The organism is Vagococcus sp. WN80Y, assembly GCF_059621045.1.
Window position 1 is genome coordinate 83,526 of sequence record NZ_JCAQHY010000001.1, and the last position, 18,356, is coordinate 101,881.

The window sequence follows — 18,356 nt, forward strand, 5'->3', positions numbered from 1 at the left end:
AGCAAAATAACCTAGAAAACATAAAAAAATAGTTGACGAGAGACCTTTGCCTCTCGTCAACTATCAATTAGTTATTTTGCATAATCAACTGCTCGTGTTTCACGAACAACTGTTACTTTGATATGTCCTGGATAATCAAGCTCTTCTTCAATTCGTTTGCGAATCTTACGAACAAGAATCGTTGACTCATCATCAGAAATCTCCTCTGGTTTAACCATAATACGCACTTCACGACCCGCTTGAATCGCAAAACTTGAATCAACTCCTGGGAAGTCATTAGAGATACCTTCCAAGCGCTCTAGACGTTTGATATAGTTTTCCAGAGATTCACTCCTAGCACCTGGTCGCGCCGCTGAGAGCGCATCTGCCGCCGCTACAAGGACGGATATAACAGATGTTGCTTCTGTATCACCATGGTGAGAAGCAATCGCATTAATAACAACTGGATGCTCTTTGTATTTCTTAGCTAATTCAGTACCAATTTCAACATGGGAGCCTTCAACTTCGCGGTCAAGAGCTTTCCCAATATCATGCAAGAAACCGGCTCGCTTAGCCAAATCGACATCTTCGCCTAATTCAGCAGCCAGAACAGCCGTTAATTTGGCCACTTCAATCGAATGATTTAGCACATTTTGACCATAGCTTGTACGGAAACGTAACCGCCCCATAATCTTAATCAAATCTGGATGTAAGGTATGTGCGCCAACTTCAAAGGCCGCATTTTCACCGTATTCACGAATTGTTTCATCCATCTCTTTACGTGCCTTGTCAACCATTTCTTCAATCCGAGCCGGATGAATCCGACCATCTTGAATCAGTTTTTCAAGAGCGATTCGAGCCGTCTCGCGACGAATTGGATCAAAACCTGAAAGAACTACCGCTTCTGGCGTATCATCAATGATTAAATCAATCCCTGTCAAGGTTTCAAGCGTCCGAATATTACGCCCTTCTCGACCGATAATACGTCCCTTCATCTCGTCATTTGGTAATGTGACGACTGAGACTGTCGCTTCTGACACTTGGTCTGCTGCACAGCGTTGCATTGCTAAAGATAAGATGTTTTTCGCTTGACGATCCGCATCCTCTTTCAATTTACGCTCACTGTCTTTGACCATGACGGCTACTTCATGAGTTAATTCATCTTCCGTAGTCTTCATAATAATATCTTGGGCTTCTTCTCGTGATAAGGCCGCGACTTTTTCTAGTTCTTTTTGTTGTTCTTCAATTAGTTCTGATACTTTCTGTTCTCGTTCATCAATCAATTGTTGCTTCGAATCGAGTTTTTCTTCTTTGTCTTCGAGTGAGTGTTCGCGCTTAACTAACGTCTCGTCTTTACGATCGAGATTAGTTTCACGTTGCAATAAACGATTTTCTTGAATTTTTACTTCATCTCTTCGCTCTTTCAACTCACTTTCAATTTCTAGCCGATACTTCTGATTCTCTTCTTTGGACTCTAATAAAGTTTCCTTTTTCAAGGTTTCAGCTTCTCGTCTTGCTTCTTCTATAATACCAGTTGCTGAGCTTTTGGCGCCTTCAATCGCTTTTTCATGACGACTTTTAGCAATGTAAAACCCTACGCCGAGACCGACAATCAATCCGATGATACCGAGGAGTAGACCAATAAATCCTGTACTCATTTGTACACCTCCGTATAATCTTGTATATATGTGTAGTTTTTAGTTGATAAAACACAGATTACTATCAATATGCCCTACTTGCATATTTGTACAACTTAAATCATTATACAACTTTTATTCTAATATTTGAAGGAGGGTGTGTCAACTTTAAATTACGCTAGTGGACTTAAGTGACAAGCTTTTTGTAAGAAAATGAACCGTTTACTGTGACACAGCAAGCGATTCATGAGTTTCAGCTTTTTGAATAAAAATAATCGACTTTTTTCAAAAACAAGTCATTTTTACCTAAAATAAAAAAAAGCCCTCAATTTAATGAGAGCTTCTACTTACTATTCATCTAAATCCAAGGGTACTTCGCCAATCTCTTCAGCCTCAGTAACTTCTACTGCTTCGCCGATTCCATATTCATTTCTAACACGAACTGAAATCTCATCATACATTTCAGGATGTTCCTTGATGTATTTTTTAGCATTTTCACGCCCTTGACCAATACGCTCCTCTTTGTATGAATACCACGACCCACTCTTATCAACAATGTCACGATCAGCAGCCATATCAAGCAACTCACCTTCACGAGAAATGCCTTCACCATACATCAAATCAACTTCTGCTACTTTAAAAGGTGGCGCCACTTTATTTTTAACTACTTTAATTTTCGTACGGTTCCCAATAATATCCGTCCCGATTTTTAATTGTTCCGCACGACGAACTTCTAACCGAACTGTCGCGTAGAATTTAAGAGCACGTCCACCAGGAGTGATTTCTGGGTTGCCAAACATCACGCCGACTTTCTCACGAATTTGGTTGATAAACAACGCAATCGTTTTAGTTTTGTTAATTGAGCCTGATAATTTACGTAGAGCTTGGGACATCAAACGTGCTTGAAGCCCAACGTGAGCATCTCCCATTTCACCGTCAATTTCTGCACGAGGAACTAAAGCAGCTACCGAGTCAACGACAACAATGTCAATCGCGCCACTTGAAACTAAAGCATCAGCAATTTCTAAACCTTGTTCACCTGTATCTGGTTGTGACAGTAATAGCTCATCAATATTGACGCCTAAATTTTGAGCATATTTTGGATCTAAGGCATGCTCTGCATCAATAAATGCTGCCGTTCCACCAGCACGCTGTACCTCAGCAATAGCATGCAAGGCGACAGTTGTTTTACCTGAACTTTCTGGACCATACACTTCAATAATACGCCCACGAGGATACCCACCTACACCTAGAGCAACATCTAAGGCCAATGAGCCACTCGGAATAGTCGAAATCTGAGTATCAATTTTTTCGCCTAATTTCATAATAGACCCTTTACCAAAGTTCTTTTCTATTTTCTTTAACGCAGCATCTAAGGCTACTTTACGATCGTCTGCCAATATATAAACCTCCTAATTTGTTTACACAATTTTCCCACTACATGTAAATCCCGCTTTTGAACCAAACCATCTCAGTTTTAAAAGCTTTTTATTAATCATACTTTCTTTTGCAACAAAAATCAAGCAAAAAGCGAATGTTTGTTCGCTTTTTTTGAAATTATTTTTTATTGTAGCTTTTCTCTTAGAATTTGCTTACGTAATAAGTCTAAACCAGCCATCACTGCGCTATGCCGAATATAGTCACGGTCACGATTAAATTGATATAACTTGGCGTATACACCCGAGTCTTTTGATGCTACACCAATCCAAACAGTTCCAGCAGAGTGTCCTTCTAATTCATCTGGACCCGCAACTCCCGTAAAGGAAATTCCATAATCACTATCAAAGGCTAAACGAGCCTCTTCAGCCATCGCCATCGCAACTTCCTGACTAACCACCCCATGTTCGGCTATCAGACCTGCAGGGATCCCTAAAAGGGTCTCTTTTGCTTGATTGCTATATGTCACAAAACCACCTTTATAAACTTCTGAGACACCAGGAACACTACCTAAAGTACTTTGAAATAAACCAGCAGTTAAGCTTTCAGCACTCGTCACTGTAAGCCCAACTCGACGTAATTCTTTAACCGTTTCTGCCACTAGGGAATTATCATCGCCATAGCCATAAAAATACTCACCAACCAATGTCATCACTTCAGCTTCAATACCATCTAACATAACCTGAGCAGTTGCCTCATCTGCCGCTTTTGCCGTTAAACGAAGAGTTACCTCATTAGGTTGAGCATACGGTGCAATAGTTGGATTACTTTGACCATCGATTAAGTCCGCCAGCTCCGTCACTAAACGAGACTCCCCGATCCCAAAGAAGCGCAATACTCTCGAACTTAATAACTCTTGCTGAGGTAACAGCTCTGCTAAAAGCGGTCGCGCATTTTGACGAAACATCGGAATCAACTCTCCTGGAGGGCCAGGTAACAACAAATAAGATGCCTGCTCGCTTTGGTATAACGTCCCCGCAGCCAAACCATTAGGATTTTGAATTACTCGTCCATGCTCAATTGACAGTGCCTGACGACGGTTGTTTGCCGTCATAGGATGGCCTCCTCGATTAATGTGTCGCTCAATTTTTGCCATTGCCTCTTCATCTGTAAACAGACCTTCACCGACATGCTTTGCCACTACATCCCGTGTTAAATCATCATCTGTCGGACCTAAACCACCACAAAGTACAATTAACTGACTGCGCGAGGCTGCAAGCTCTAGCAACTCTTCAAGCCGCGCCGGATTATCACCTACAACTGTTTGGTAATACACTTCAAATCCCAATGTCGCTAACTCCGCTGAAAGAAAGGTCGCATTTGTATTCACTACTTGACCCAATAATAGTTCTGTTCCAACCGCAATTATTTCCGCCTTCACATAATCACTCTTTCACTCTTAGTATAGTATTCGCTTTCTGTCCTTAATTCCGTTTAATTATATCATATTTTTTACATCGTCTTCCTTTTAAACAACTTTACTTAGAAGTTCGATTAATTAACTGGCCTCCCTCATAATACCAATTTTGGCCAGGATCGACAGCTAACCATGTCTCGACATTGTCGTAATTAATTGTTGGTTTAAATTTAAGCCAAGCAACATAAAAAACAAACTCTTTCAGCCCATTGACACGCTCTCCTTCTAACTGAAGAGCATGAGGCTGATACCGACTAATTACCCCATCCAACTCACCAAAGGTTCCGATATGCATCATGATTGTCCCAGTTTCAAGTTGAATCGCAGATAAACCTTGACCATTATCTGAGGATGAGGAAATTTCTATCCCTTGGTCAGGAATAATCCCGCATTCAAGTAATTCTAACAACGAATCGACTAGAGAAACGCTGATTTCATAACAGCTAGTTACTTTGTAACGATGATCAAATATTGGTCGGATCTCATAAGTATATGGCGCATCTGCCTTGAGATAGAGCCTACCAAAAGGCGTTGCTAAAAGTACTGTAATCCTCTCATGATTCTGCTGTTTCATCCTCTCTTCCCCCCTCTAGCACTAAAAATAAATAGAGGGCAAGACAAAAGCAACCCCCCCTTTTGTCCTACCCTATCATCAATAAATAACTATTACTTACATTGACCCTTTAAACACATGAGAATTTTTAATAAAGTAATCCACTCCAGAATAAATAGTAAAAATCAAACAGGCATAAAGTAAAATCTGAGCCAAAGGAATCCCTAAAGCTTCAAATGGAGCATTGTTAATCATAATGAAGATAATTGCTAGCATTTGCGTCGCCGTCTTAACTTTTCCAGGCCATGCCGCAGCCATAACTTCACCATCTTCAACAAGCAATAAACGTAGCCCCGTCACTGCCAACTCACGACAAATAATGATTGCCACAACCCAGCCAGGTGCCTTTCCTTGTTCAACTAACATAATAAATGCCGTCATAACGAGCATTTTATCTGCCAAAGGATCAGCAAATTTACCGAAGTTTGTAACTAGCCCTTGCGAACGAGCAATCTTGCCATCCAACCAATCTGTTAAACTAGCAACCGCAAAAATCAGCATGCCGATAAATTGAGTCATCTCAACAGATGTCCCAGCAATGGAAAGCGAGCCCCATTCAAAATTGACCCCTACTACCACGATAAAAATAGGAATCATACAAATACGGATAACTGTTAACTTATTTGGTAAATTCAAACCATTCACACCTTCCACTTACTATTAGCTTGACACATTCAAGCCGATTCTACTCTGCTGTTTCACCAGCATAATTGATAGTTAAATTAATATTACGTTTAATTGATCCAGTGTTATTCGGATTAAACGCTAACTCTTGACCATTAACTTTAACCTTTGCATTGTCAGACGCCCCTAAAACAACTGTCGCAGTTCCTTGATTAGGCGCTAAATCTGTCGAAACCGTTTCACCTGGATTTAGCGTATAATCATAAACATAATTACCGTCCACAATCACACCAATCCAACACGCACCATTAACCCCTTCAAATTCTAGCTTCAAAGGACTCGTTGCTTGATTAATAGTCATGCCAATCTCAGCCCCAGCTTCACTATCAAAAACAATATCCATCCCATCTTTTTTACTAGATTCTGGTGTTGTACTTTCCGTTGTTGAATTAGCAGTAGGTGCACTAGAAACAGATGTTCCTTGATCAACTTCAACCTCTTTCGGTTTATCAATCATACTCTTTTTATCGCTTTCTCGTAAAGTCAAATAGCCGATTCCACCAATGATCAGTGCCGCTACAATAAAAAGTAAAATCATCGGGATCATGCCCTCGACGCCGCCTTTTCGCGAACTACCATGCTTTTCTTGATACAATTCCGATCGCGATCCTCGAACAATTTCTGGCGGCTTCATATTCTTTGTTGGCTTACCATCAAAACGATTGACTAAATAATCGCCATCAACCCCTACCTCATTCGCATATTGCTTGATAAATGAGCGCGCGTAGAAAGTGCCAGGTACTTGATCATAATCATTTTCTTCTATTGCTTCAAGGTAGCGTTTTTGAATTTTTGTTATTTGTTGTAGCTCATCGATGGTTAGCCCTTTAGCTAGTCTTGCTTTTTTTAAAATTTCTCCAATAGATTCCACTTGCTCACCTTTTTTTCTATATTGTTAAACTTTCCAACCACCTGAAATCGGAATGGTTGTACCTGTTATGTAGGCACTCTTATCTGTTAATAAAAACTCTACTACATTGGCTACTTCCCTGGGCTCAGCCATCCGTCCAAGTGGAATCTCAGCTAAAAGATCCGCCATCTCAGCTTTAGTCCAATCAGCATTCATGCGAGTAGCGACAGCCCCAGGTGCTACGGCATTAACCGTTATTCCTAAGGTCGCAACCTCCTGAGCATAGGCCGTCACAAAGGCTTGCTGAGCACCCTTCAATGCACTGTATGCCACTTCCATCGCACTACCAGAGCTTCCATAAATCGACCCAATAAAGACAATTCTCCCTCGTCTATTTTGCGCCAATTTCCCTTGAAGTTGCTGACAAAGTAGCATCGGAGCCTTCAAGAAAACTCGCCATAGCTCCTCCATCTCTGCGGCAGTTGTTTCAGTCAATAATTTGTAAACAGTCCCGCCGTTAGCAAAAACAAGCGCATCAACTTGAAACAGCTGTTCCACCACTAAAGCGATTGTCTCATCAGCCGTTGTCATATCCCATTTGAGAGAGAAAAAATCTTGCTCTGGGTAGGCATTTTTTAACTCATCTACCAATTCTGTAATCGTTTCTGCTTGATGATGGTAATGACAATACAATGACCATCCCTCTGCTGCTAATTTTTTCGCACAGGCTTTACCAATATCACCACTAGCACCTAAAATCAGCGCATAATTCATCTAATTATCCTCAGTTGGATACATATAAAACTGACTCATTGCCTCTTCTTTAATAAACTGATCAATAACACCACGAATATCCGTCATTTCAATGCTTTCAATGACCTCAGCCATATCAAAAAGAGTCGCATCACCAAATTGCATTTGGCTGAACTGATTAGCAATATATTCAAGCGAATTAAGAGACTGTAAATACTTCCCTAATAATTGCTTCTTCAACAACGCTAGATTCTCTTCCGTCAACTCCGAACTTTCCTGAGCTGTTAACAATATCTCGCGAACACGAGCAATCATTTCTTCAGGACGATTGCTGTCTCCGCCAAAATCAGCAAAATAAAATTCACGATCTAAATTGAATTCATAACCAAAACTATCGTCAATCAAGCCCTCATTATACATAGCTAACTGATTAGCCGATGTATCCCCAAAAAGAAGCTGAAAGAGCAGACTAGCTGCTGTTTTAAAGCGCATTAACTCAATGCCTTCTGCCGGTAATACCCCTAAACCTTTAATCCCCAAAATTCCTTTTGGTCGACTGACAGGCATTCTCACCTGCGATTCTTTAATAATATCAGCATGATCTTCACTTGGAAAACGACGTTGAATTGAGGTCGCTTGCGGAAACTCTTTTCCTGACTGATTATCACGAATCAATGACATCATCGCTTCAGGTTCCATCTTCCCTACTACCAATAGATTCATATTACTTGGATGATAAAACGTGTTGTAGCACTTATATAAATCCTCAGCAGTAATCTCAGCAATACTCTCAATCGTCCCTGCAATATCAATATGTAGCGGATAATTAGGATAAAGATTGCCAATAATACCGAAAAATAACCGCCAATTAGCATCATCTTGATACATTTGAATTTCTTGACCAATAATCCCTTTTTCTTTATCAACTGTTTCCTTAGTAAAGTAAGGCGCTTGAACAAAATCCAGAAGCGTTTCAATGTTTTGTTCAACTTGTCCCGTACTAGAAAATAAATAACTTGTCCGCGTAAAGCTTGTAAAAGCGTTAGCTGATGCGCCTTGTTTACCAAAAAGTTGGAAGACATCGCCATCCTCTTTTTCAAACATCTTATGCTCTAAGAAATGAGCAATCCCATCAGGAACTTCTGTAAACTCAGACTCACCAATCGGCACAAACTGATTATCAATCGAACCATAATTGGTTGTAAAAAGACCGTACGTCTTATTAAATCCTGCTTTTGGTAGAAGGGTCACACGCAAACCATTAGCCAATGTTTCAGTATACAAGATTTCATCTAAAATCGGATAAACTAGCTTTTCCATTAGCCTTGCCCTCCTTCCATAAAGTAAACAGCTTGTAGCTTAATTTTTTCCGCAACAGCTTGGACATCCGCTAGACTCACCGCGTCAATCGCTGCTAACCACTGCTGATCTGACAGCTGTGAATGAGGAAACTTACTATCAATATAGGCAGCCTCTGTCACCGCACTCGGATTATCTAAAGCAAGTAGATAATGATTTTTCAACATCTCTTTTGTTTGCGCAAGTGCCTCGCTCTCAATCTCGCCAGCAACTAAACTCGCCAATTGCTCATCAACCAAAGTCAACACACGATCTTTATTGGCACCATCGATCCCAGTTTGAACTGTCAATAACCCGCGGAACGTATCAATTGAACTAGACGCATAATAAGCCATACTTTCTTTTTCACGAACATTCATAAATAACTTAGAATGAGGGAAACCACCAAATAAACCGTTAAAAACTTGTAAGGCAAAATAAGCCTCGTGGTGGTAATAAATACTCGTTTGATAGGCCAAATTCAATTTAGATTGAATAACAGGCTGTACCTCAACCTTCTTAAGCACTTCTGGTAACAGCTCTTGTTGATAAAATGGTTGCTCATAAGCCTCACGATCAGTCAACGGCCACTCTTTAAAGAGCCCTTGAATCACCGCTTCCTCAACATCACCAATCACAATAATATCTAGGTCATCCTGCGCAATCATCTCATCATAATAGTCTTTAATTGAGACAGCCGTTTCCGCTGAAACAGCATCAATTGTCCCAAAGCTTGGCACCTTCTGTTGAGCTGCTTGACCAAAATATAACTCCTGTAAAGCTAATGAAGCATAGCTTTGTTTATCATCATAAACAGACGCAATATAATCAATCAAATTCTTTTGCTCACGATCAAAAGTCGCTTGCTCAAATTGAGAGTCAGTCATATTGGGCTTAAATAAAATATCCTTTAAAAAGGCAATTGCTTCAGGTAAAACAGCCTCTTCATTAGGTAAAAACTTATCATTAACAACATTTAAAATAACACTCAAATAATGGCTATCGCCTTTTTTATTGACATTAATACCAAAGCTAGCGCCATATAAATCGGCTAATTTTTCACTTAACTTCGTCTGAGTTGGGTAGTTTTGACTGTTGGTTTCGAGAAGACTGCTTAGCAGTGTTCGCTTGCTGATGGTCTCCGCTAATAAAGGAGCCGCAAAACGAATCATAATTCGAATAGTTTTATACTTATCTGTGGGGATGACGTGCAAATTAACTCCTTGTTTCAAGGCAATACTCATCTATTTATTCCTACTTTCCGCTATTCTCTCTTTATATAATAGTAGATTAAAAATCTAATGACAAAGGTCTATAGTTTTCTTAAGGTTTTCCTTACTAATTTTAGCATGAAAACCCGAATAATCTAGTTACAGTTTCATTACTAATAATAGCATAAGTCTTACCATTATGACACTCTCAGCTTTGTTCATTTTACGAAATCAATTCGTACAATTTATCAATTAAGTACGGTTTTCTTTGGTTTTTTTGTCATCTTTTGTATAATCAACTTATATACATTGAGAGGAGTTTAGCTATGATAAAAGAATTTAAGGAATTCATCATGCGTGGTAATGTTTTAGACCTAGCGGTTGGGGTAGTAATTGGGGGCGCCTTTACAGCCATCGTCAACAGTATCGTAACAGGGTTAATCACCCCTATCGTTTCCCTAATTATCAAATTGATCACAGGCAGTAAAGATGGAAAAATTGAGGGCCTAAGCCTGAAGTTTAACGGTGTCACCTTTGACTTTGATTTAGTTATATCTGCTATTATCACCTTTATAATTACAGCCTTTGTTGTTTTCATGCTAGTCAAAGCGGTTAACAAAGCCCGTGATTCTATTACTAAACCTGTTGAAGAAGAGCCCGAAGATGAATTTGAGCAAACAGAGAAATTGTTAGCCGAAATTCGTGATTTATTAATTCAACAAAATCAATCAACAACCGTTTCTAAAAGTAACCCAACAGACACACCTGACTAAACAAAAAACCGTGAAAGCGACTGATTAGCCACTTTCACGGTTCTTTATTTACATTCAAAACAATTAACTGTTATGCTTTTGTTCAAATAACGGACTAACAGGTTTGTTTTCATGGATACGCTTGATGGCATCGCCAATCAACGCTCCGACACTGACTTCTTCAATTTTCTCAATGCGGTTTTCCTCAGGTAAGTAGATTGAATCTGTGACAATCACTTTTTCAATCGGTGAATCCTGTAGACGTTCCATAGCTGGACCAGATAGAACTGGATGAGTACAACTTGCTAAAACTTCCACGGCGCCCGCTTCTTTCAACGCCTTAGCCGCAAGAGTAATCGTTCCTGCTGTGTCGATCATGTCATCGATAATAATACATTTTTTGCCGTCAACATTTCCAATGATATTCATTACTTCTGCCACATTTGCTTTCGGGCGACGTTTGTCGATAATCGCGATTGGCGCTTTTAAGAACTCTGCCAATTTACGCGCACGCGTCACACCCCCATGGTCAGGTGACACAACGACTGTGTCGTCTCCTACATAGCCATGAGTGATAAAATAATCAGCTAGAAGAGGTGCTGCCATCAAGTGGTCAACAGGAATATCAAAGAATCCTTGGATTTGAACCGCATGCAGGTCAAGTGTTAATACACGAGTTGCTCCTGCTGCTGTCAGCATATTTGCGACCAGCTTAGCAGTAATCGGTTCACGAGAACGAGCTTTACGATCTTGGCGCGCATAGCCATAATAAGGCATCACGATATTGATCGTCTTCGCACTAGCTCTCTTTAACGCATCAATCATAATTAATAGTTCCATTAAATTATCATTGACAGGGTAGCTAGTTGACTGAATTAAGTAAACATGATCACCACGAATACTTTCTTCAATGTTAATTTGAATTTCGCCATCACTAAATTGACTTACTGATGATTTGCCTAGCTCAACCCCGACAGCCTCCGCTATCTTCGCCGCTAACTTCTTGTTAGAGTTGAGTGAAAATATTTTCAGTCTTGGATCAAAGTAATGTTTTGACATGAGGACCTCCGCTTTCTTTTGTTGAGAAATTATTTGCTTCCCTATAAATAGTAGTCATTTTCCGAATGAAAATCAAGGGTAAACCATGAAATTATTGAGAATATGGCAATTTTTTTGCATAATTCTCTTTATTTACTTGGCGCGCTCGCCCAATCGCAAGAGAATCAGCTGGCACGTCTTCTGTAATCGTAGAACCAGCCGCAGTAAATGCTCGATCGCCAACTGTGACAGGTGACACGATCCCTGTCTGACACCCAAGAAACACATCGTCACCAATCACCGAACGATGCTTTGTATGACCATCATAATTCACAAAGACTGTTCCACAGCCTACATTAACATTCTTTCCGACTGTTCCATCGCCAATATAACTCAAGTGCCCCACTTTAGTCTCCTCACCAAGTGACGCGTTTTTAATCTCAACAAAGTTACCAACATGGACATGAGTAGCTAAGACCGCTCCCGGACGCAAACGCCCAAAAGGCCCAACATCACTGTGGTCTCCTACTTGAGCTTCTTCGATATGCGACGAACGAATGTTGACCTCATCACCAATAACACTATTAATTATCTCCGTATTAGCTCCAATAAAACAACCAGAGCCAATCGTCGTACTCCCTTTAAGCTGAACTCCCGCCTCGATTAACGTGTCATTGCCAATCACGACATCAGCATCAATATACGTCGTCTCTGGGTCAATAAAAGTCACACCATTTATCATGTGTTGACGGTTAATCCGACGACGCATAGTAGCTGTCGCCTCAGCTAAAGCCAAACGATCATTAATCCCAATTGAATCCTTTAAGTCCGCCATCTTGTATGCCGAAATAACGGCTCCCTGTGACTGTAAAATGCCAATCACATCAGGTAGATAGTACTCACCTTGGGCATTGTCATTGCCAACTTGATCTAAGGCCGCAAACAAGGCTTCATTGTCAAAACAAAAAGTCCCCGTATTAATCTCTTGGGTCAAGCGCTCCTCTGACGAAGCGTCTTTTTCCTCGACAATCTTGACGACTTGCCCTTCACTACCACGGATAATCCGACCATAACCAAATGGATTTTCCGCATGAGCAGTCAAAATAGTCGCTTTAGCGCCTGTTTGTTCATGCTCAGCGAATAAGGCATCAAGTGTCTCAGCCGTAATCAAAGGCGTATCCCCACAAATAACTAAAGTCGTCCCTTTTTTATCAGCCAACTGGTCCTTAGTCATCAACACTGCATGACCCGTTCCTAATTGCTCCTCTTGTAAAGCAAACTCCGAACGTTCGCCTAATTTTGCCTTAACCTTTTCCGCACCAAAACCAACCACAGTCACAACCTTCTCAGGCGTTAATTGCTCCACATTTCCTAAAACATGCTCCACCATAGATTTTCCTGCAATTTGATGTAAGACCTTATACGTTTTTGATTTCATCCGTGACCCTTGGCCTGCGGCTAAAATAATGGCATATCGTTTATTCACTGCTTTTCCCCCTTATTGACAACTATCTGAGTGTTTGAGCGCCACTACTTGCACTCTTAATTATTAATGACGATGTCTGAAAACAGCTCATAATCACCCGACCCTTTATTAAAATTGGTCTAGATGATTATAACCGCTCATTATCACTCTCTATTTTACTCAAAATACGTTCCAGGGACAACCTTAATTGTTTTGGTATGGGTGTCAACGTCTTTCACACACAGCAATGAGTTATACTCATCAATCACACGACGTCCGCTAAACGTTGATTCGGCAAAAACAGTGATTCCCACTAATTCAGCTTCAAATTCCTCAATCAAGCCTTTCATACCATTCACAGTTCCGCCGCCCTTCATGAAATCATCCACGACAAGCACTCGCGATCCGCGTTTCAAGCTACGCTTAGACAGCTCCATTTTTTCAATCCGTTGCGACGAACCAGAAACATAATTAACACTTACTGTAGAGCCTTCTGTAATTTTTGAATCACGACGCACAATCACAAACGGCGCATTTAAATGATAAGAAACAGCTTGAGCAATCGGAACACCCTTCGTTGCAACCGTCATAACAGCATCAATCTGTTGATCTTTATACTTAGAAGCGATGATTTGCCCAACCTGCCTTAATAATTCTGGTTCACCCAGTAAATCAGATAAATAGACATAGCCCCCAGGAAGCAAACGATCTTGCTCTGACAAACGCTCACACAGCCCATCAATAATTTCTTTGGCCTGATCTGGAGAAATCTCAGGAATAAACCGAACCCCACCAGCAGCGCCAGGAATTGTTTCTAACACACCAGTCCCACGGGAGCTGAATGTCCGCTTAATAATACCTAAATCTTCACTAATTGACGATTTGGCTGAACTATATCTTTTTGCAAAAAAAGTTAAAGAAATTAATGTATGCGGATGTTCCAATAAATACTGCGTCATGTCAATCAATCGCTCACTTCTTCTAACTTTCATAACTGTCACCTCTTCTACTTTATTATTCACATCATATTATATGATTAATTTCGGGAAAATCCTAGTCTTTTCTCTATTTTCTTATAAAACGTTCGCCAATCCTAATTTTATGCTTAATTCTATACCGAAAACGTTCACTGTTAGTTACTTTTCACCCTAAATAGACATTTTTCTACAAAAAAACTCTGAGCGGTTAATTTTTCATAACCGCTCAGAGTATCTTCTATAGTAATAGCTAACTTAACCTTTCTTTTTAACGAGCACTTTCTTTAGCATCATCACCACTAAGAACATGAAAATGAAAATCAGTGTAATCGTTGCTCCCGGTGGTGTGTCAACCTGATAAGACATCACCAAACCTGATAACATCCCAACCAACCCAATAACCACACTAATCATTAACACACGATTAAAGCTACGTCCAATACGCATCGAAATCGCGGCTGGTAACACCATAATCGCCGATACTAATAACGCACCCGCAATCGGAATCATCACCGTAATCGCAATTCCAGTAATCACATTAAATAATAATGACATCCAACGTACTGGTAAACCGTCAACATGAGCCGTATCCTCATCAAAGGTCAGCACATACATCGGTCTCTTAAAGAGCACAAAAAGAATCACAAGGGCAATTAAAAGAATCCCTAAAATAACCACTTGATCCCAACTGATCGTCACGATTGAACCAAACAAATATTGCTGAATCCGCATAGACGAATTTCCCTTATTCGCATTCATCAACACCAGAGCAGTCGCAAGACCACCAGACATCAAGATCGCAGTAGACACCTCCGAATAAGTGCTGTAAACCATTCGTAAATATTCTAAAATAACAGCTGAAATCACCACCACGATTAGCGTTGTAATAGTAGGATTTAAATTGATAAAAAAGCCTAGCGCAATCCCTGCCAAAGAAACATGAGACAACGTGTCTGCTAACAATGACTGACGTCTAACCACTAGAAACACACCTAACATCGGAGCAATCACTGCCATAAAACTAGCCGCTAAAAGCGCCCGTCTCATGAACTCATATGAAAACATCTCCATTCTGAGTCCTCCTTCCTAACTAACCGAATATGGCGGTCTGCATAATTTTTAATGTCCTCATGATCATGGGTAATCATTAAAATCGCTTTCCCGTGATCGTGGGCATTGTGCCGAAGCAACTGATAAAAATCACCACGAGACCCCTCATCCATCCCCGTTGTCGGTTCATCCAAAACAAACAAATCTGGATCTGTAGCAAAAATTCGTGCCAAACAAATTCGTTGCTTTTGACCACCAGATAATTCGCCCACTCGCTTATGACGCATCTCCCACATGCCAACTGATTTTAGCGCTTTTTCCACATGCTGATGATCCTTGTCAGAAAACTTTTTAAACCACTTGCCACGCTGATAACGACCTGACTGAACCAACTCCAATACCGTACTTGGAAAGCCCGCATTAAATGATGCCACTTGCTGAGGAATGTAACCAATGCTTAGCGTCTCCCCCTGAGTATTCTTTTTAGCCAGCGTAACCGTTCCTTCAGTCGGCTGTAACAAACCTAATGTGTTACGTATTAGCGTAGATTTAGCCGCACCATTTTCACCTGTTAAAATAACAAATTCTCCTGGATCAACATAATAGGAAATATCTTGTAAAACTGGTTCTTCACCATAGTAAAAAGTCAGATTATTAACTTCTATGTAATGTGCCACGTATTAGCTCCTTTCTTCATCCTTATTCACAAAACGTAAAGATTACGTTTTAAACCCAATTAGTAGAATACCATCTTATCGACCAGATAGTCAAGCACTTAGCACCCAATCACTTATAAAAAGCGATAACTAAACAAGACTAGCACATGATTGTCCTAGCCTTATTCCTTCGCTATACTCAATTAATCTTGCTTAAGCGTCCGAACGATATGGACATCTTTACAAAACCCCTTCAATCCATTACTCACTCGTTGCGCCCGTGAATATTTTTCGCACAAGGCGAAAACTGTTGGCCCACTACCACTCATCAACGCCACATCCGCACCAAATTTGATCATTTTAGTCTTAATCTGCTGAACGATCGGATGTTTTTGAATCGTAACAGACTCCAAAGAATTGCCTAGATGCTTGACCATCTCATGATAATCATGAGCAACAACCGCTGCTTCAATCGCGTCAATATTAGGATGCTCAACCTCATTAAAAGACAGGCTTCCAAAAACAGTTCGCGTCGACACGCTTATCCTAGGCTTCACCATCACAACCCAACACTGAGGCATGGCAGGAAGCGGCTTTAAAATCTCCCCACGACCACTGACAACTGCCGTATTCCCTCGCACACAATAAGGAACATCTGAGCCGACCTCTACTGCTAACGTCGCTAACTCATCCAGACTCAAGTCCAACTCCCACAAACGATTAAGTCCTCTGAGAGTAGCCGCTGCATCACTGCTACCACCAGCCAAACCAGCCGCTACAGGAATTCGCTTACGGACATTGACATAAATCCCCTTATCAACATTATATGTTTCTTTTAATAAACGCGCAGCCTGATAAATATGATTTCGTTTATCCACTGGTAAAAAACTACTATCTGTTTCAATGATAATTTCATTATGTGGCAGTTCACGAAAGACTAATTTATCAGCCAAGTCGACGCTTGACATAATCATTTTCAATTCATGATAGCCATCGTCTCTCTTATATAACGCATCCAGCCCCAAATTTATCTTGGCTGGTGCCTTTTCGATTATCTCCATGCTTTTCACCTAACTTTTCAACTCATAATCCTACATATTATACCTTATCTCGCAGAAAATAGAAACGTTAGATGTCTAGCAATTAACCGAAATTAATCAGATTACAGCAGAAAAGAAGCTGAGATATAACTCTATCACACCTTCTTTTCTCGCCTTATTATATATAGAAGTAATTAAATCCCCACTGTATTTAATCGAATTAATTCAATCAGTGTTGCCACCGTTTTTTCCATCGCTTCTACTGTAATAAATTCATATTGGCCATGAAAATTCTCGCCACCAGTGAAAATATTAGGCGTAGGAATCCCTTTAAATGAAATCTTAGAACCATCTGTCCCACCTCTAAAAGGCGTTACAATAGGTGTAATACCTTGATTCTCCATCGCTTTAAGCGCCAATTCCACGGGATAAAAATCTGCCTGGATGATCTCTCCCATATTATAGTACTGATCCTCGATTTCGATCTGAATACGAGGCTTATCCAAACTAGCATTAATTGTTGCAACCTGATCCAGCAAAAATTGCTTGCGGGAGGCAAAAAGTTCCTTATCATGATCACGGATGATGTAAACCAATTCGGCCGAATCAACCGTTCCTTCAAATTTGTGTAGGAGATAGAACCCTTCGTATCCCTCTGTCTCCTCAGGAACCTCCATTTGAGGTAGCAAGTCATCCAGTTGTTTCCCAAGCTTAATCGCATTAATCAAGCTATTTTTAGCCGTACCAGGATGAACACTCACCCCATCAATTTTCAGAACAGCTTGCGCCGCATTAAACGTCTCGTATTCCAAATGACCAACCGTACCACTGTCAACTGTATACGCATATTTAGCTCGAAAATGAGCCACATCAAACAAATCTGCCCCACGCCCAATTTCTTCATCAGGTCCAAAAGCCAGCCTGATCTCACCATGAGGAACCTCTGGATGAGTTAAAAAATACTCCACTGCGCCAATGATTTCCACGATTCCCGCCTTGTCATCTGCGCCTAAAAGAGTGGTACCATCTGTTGTAATCAACGTCTGGCCTACATAATTCTTAAGATTAGGAAAATCCGCTACAGATAGCACCAAGCCTTTTTCAGCATGTAAAACGACATCCTGTCCATCATAGTTAGGATGAACTTGCGGCGAAATATTTTCTGCACAATAATCAGCCGTATCCACATGAGCAATCAACCCAATAACAGGACCAACCGTAGGCCCGTTAGCTGGCAAGGTTGCCGTAACAAAGCTATTCTTCTCTAAATATTCAACGTCTGACAACCCTAATTCGCGCAAATCCTCTGCCAAAAGCTTAGCAAACGCCACCTGACTTTGTGTCGTCGGTACCGTCAAACTCGCCGCATCAGAGCGAGTATTAATTTTAGTATATGCAATAAATCGTTCTAGTAACCCCACTGAATTCCCTACTTTCTATTCAATTACCCAAAGCCTAC

At 40.6% G+C, this 18,356-nt stretch carries 17 protein-coding genes; 1 reads left to right on the forward strand and 16 read right to left on the reverse strand.

What is annotated here, in order from left to right; genetic code table 11:
* Positions 1–71 precede the first annotated feature (71 nt).
* The 9 genes from rny to yfmF all read right to left on the reverse strand — a co-directional run bounded on the left by rny (position 72) and on the right by yfmF (position 9,952).
* On the reverse strand, positions 72–1,637 hold the full coding sequence (gene rny, locus AC5KOD_RS00400) for a ribonuclease Y (protein ID WP_496912574.1): 1,566 nt from the start codon (positions 1,635–1,637) through the stop codon (positions 72–74).
* 329 nt (positions 1,638–1,966) lie between these two features.
* On the reverse strand, positions 1,967–3,016 hold the full coding sequence (gene recA / locus AC5KOD_RS00405) for a recombinase RecA (RefSeq protein ID WP_496912575.1): 1,050 nt from the start codon (positions 3,014–3,016) through the stop codon (positions 1,967–1,969).
* A gap of 164 nt (positions 3,017–3,180) precedes the next feature.
* Positions 3,181–4,434 carry a competence/damage-inducible protein A gene (locus tag AC5KOD_RS00410; RefSeq protein WP_496912576.1) on the reverse strand — a complete coding sequence of 418 codons (1,254 nt, stop codon included), beginning with the start codon at positions 4,432–4,434 and terminating at the stop codon, positions 3,181–3,183.
* 97 nt (positions 4,435–4,531) lie between these two features.
* Entirely contained in the window at positions 4,532–5,044 is a 513-nt protein-coding gene (locus AC5KOD_RS00415) for a hypothetical protein (RefSeq protein WP_496912577.1), read from the reverse strand.
* A gap of 96 nt (positions 5,045–5,140) precedes the next feature.
* On the reverse strand, positions 5,141–5,719 hold the full coding sequence (gene pgsA, locus AC5KOD_RS00420) for a CDP-diacylglycerol--glycerol-3-phosphate 3-phosphatidyltransferase (protein ID WP_496912578.1): 579 nt from the start codon (positions 5,717–5,719) through the stop codon (positions 5,141–5,143).
* 49 nt (positions 5,720–5,768) lie between these two features.
* Positions 5,769–6,638 carry a helix-turn-helix domain-containing protein gene (locus tag AC5KOD_RS00425; protein WP_496912579.1) on the reverse strand — a complete coding sequence of 290 codons (870 nt, stop codon included), beginning with the start codon at positions 6,636–6,638 and terminating at the stop codon, positions 5,769–5,771.
* A gap of 24 nt (positions 6,639–6,662) precedes the next feature.
* On the reverse strand, positions 6,663–7,391 hold the full coding sequence (gene ymfI, locus AC5KOD_RS00430; protein ID WP_496912580.1) for an elongation factor P 5-aminopentanone reductase: 729 nt from the start codon (positions 7,389–7,391) through the stop codon (positions 6,663–6,665).
* A complete protein-coding gene (gene yfmH / locus AC5KOD_RS00435; protein ID WP_496912581.1) occupies positions 7,392–8,690 on the reverse strand; it encodes an EF-P 5-aminopentanol modification-associated protein YfmH in 1,299 nt (432 codons plus the stop codon).
* Positions 8,690–9,952 carry an EF-P 5-aminopentanol modification-associated protein YfmF gene (gene yfmF / locus AC5KOD_RS00440; protein WP_496912582.1) on the reverse strand — a complete coding sequence of 421 codons (1,263 nt, stop codon included), beginning with the start codon at positions 9,950–9,952 and terminating at the stop codon, positions 8,690–8,692. Before yfmF ends, yfmH begins: the two co-directional genes overlap by 1 nt.
* Before the next feature lie 293 nt (positions 9,953–10,245).
* On the opposite strand from yfmF, the gene mscL reads away from it, so the two are divergent.
* Positions 10,246–10,692, forward strand: a complete 447-nt coding sequence (mscL, locus tag AC5KOD_RS00445; protein WP_496912583.1) for a large conductance mechanosensitive channel protein MscL — start codon at positions 10,246–10,248, stop codon at positions 10,690–10,692.
* 63 nt (positions 10,693–10,755) lie between these two features.
* Here mscL and AC5KOD_RS00450 read toward each other — a convergent pair whose 3' ends face one another.
* From AC5KOD_RS00450 to pepT, 7 genes are all read right to left on the reverse strand, one after another.
* Positions 10,756–11,730: a ribose-phosphate diphosphokinase gene (locus tag AC5KOD_RS00450; protein ID WP_496912584.1), complete on the reverse strand. Its 975-nt coding sequence runs from the start codon at positions 11,728–11,730 to the stop codon at positions 10,756–10,758.
* A 91-nt stretch (positions 11,731–11,821) separates the two neighbouring features.
* Entirely contained in the window at positions 11,822–13,195 is a 1,374-nt protein-coding gene (gene glmU / locus AC5KOD_RS00455) for a bifunctional UDP-N-acetylglucosamine diphosphorylase/glucosamine-1-phosphate N-acetyltransferase GlmU (RefSeq protein ID WP_496912585.1), read from the reverse strand.
* 155 nt (positions 13,196–13,350) lie between these two features.
* Complete coding sequence (purR, locus tag AC5KOD_RS00460) at positions 13,351–14,166, reverse strand: pur operon repressor (RefSeq protein WP_496912586.1); 816 nt, start codon at positions 14,164–14,166, stop codon at positions 13,351–13,353.
* Positions 14,167–14,406: 240 nt separating this feature from the next.
* On the reverse strand, positions 14,407–15,222 hold the full coding sequence (locus AC5KOD_RS00465; RefSeq protein WP_496912587.1) for a metal ABC transporter permease: 816 nt from the start codon (positions 15,220–15,222) through the stop codon (positions 14,407–14,409).
* Positions 15,195–15,878: a metal ABC transporter ATP-binding protein gene (locus AC5KOD_RS00470; protein WP_496912588.1), complete on the reverse strand. Its 684-nt coding sequence runs from the start codon at positions 15,876–15,878 to the stop codon at positions 15,195–15,197. The genes AC5KOD_RS00465 and AC5KOD_RS00470 overlap by 28 nt, the downstream gene beginning before the upstream one ends.
* Before the next feature lie 182 nt (positions 15,879–16,060).
* Entirely contained in the window at positions 16,061–16,918 is an 858-nt protein-coding gene (ispE, locus tag AC5KOD_RS00475) for a 4-(cytidine 5'-diphospho)-2-C-methyl-D-erythritol kinase (RefSeq protein WP_496912589.1), read from the reverse strand.
* A gap of 173 nt (positions 16,919–17,091) precedes the next feature.
* Positions 17,092–18,318 carry a peptidase T gene (pepT, locus tag AC5KOD_RS00480; protein WP_496912590.1) on the reverse strand — a complete coding sequence of 409 codons (1,227 nt, stop codon included), beginning with the start codon at positions 18,316–18,318 and terminating at the stop codon, positions 17,092–17,094.
* Positions 18,319–18,356 lie beyond the last annotated feature (38 nt).

Coding starts and splice junctions, on each gene's coding strand:
- rny (WP_496912574.1), bottom strand. CDS start 1,637: ATGAGTACAGGATTTATTGGTCTACTCCTCGGTATCATCGGATTGATT.
- AC5KOD_RS00415 (WP_496912577.1), bottom strand. CDS start 5,044: ATGAAACAGCAGAATCATGAGAGGATTACAGTACTTTTAGCAACGCCT.
- ymfI (WP_496912580.1), bottom strand. CDS start 7,391: ATGAATTATGCGCTGATTTTAGGTGCTAGTGGTGATATTGGTAAAGCC.
- yfmH (WP_496912581.1), bottom strand. CDS start 8,690: ATGGAAAAGCTAGTTTATCCGATTTTAGATGAAATCTTGTATACTGAA.
- yfmF (WP_496912582.1), bottom strand. CDS start 9,952: ATGAGTATTGCCTTGAAACAAGGAGTTAATTTGCACGTCATCCCCACA.
- mscL (WP_496912583.1), top strand. CDS start 10,246: ATGATAAAAGAATTTAAGGAATTCATCATGCGTGGTAATGTTTTAGAC.
- AC5KOD_RS00450 (WP_496912584.1), bottom strand. CDS start 11,730: ATGTCAAAACATTACTTTGATCCAAGACTGAAAATATTTTCACTCAAC.
- purR (WP_496912586.1), bottom strand. CDS start 14,166: ATGAAAGTTAGAAGAAGTGAGCGATTGATTGACATGACGCAGTATTTA.
- AC5KOD_RS00465 (WP_496912587.1), bottom strand. CDS start 15,222: ATGGAGATGTTTTCATATGAGTTCATGAGACGGGCGCTTTTAGCGGCT.
- ispE (WP_496912589.1), bottom strand. CDS start 16,918: ATGGAGATAATCGAAAAGGCACCAGCCAAGATAAATTTGGGGCTGGAT.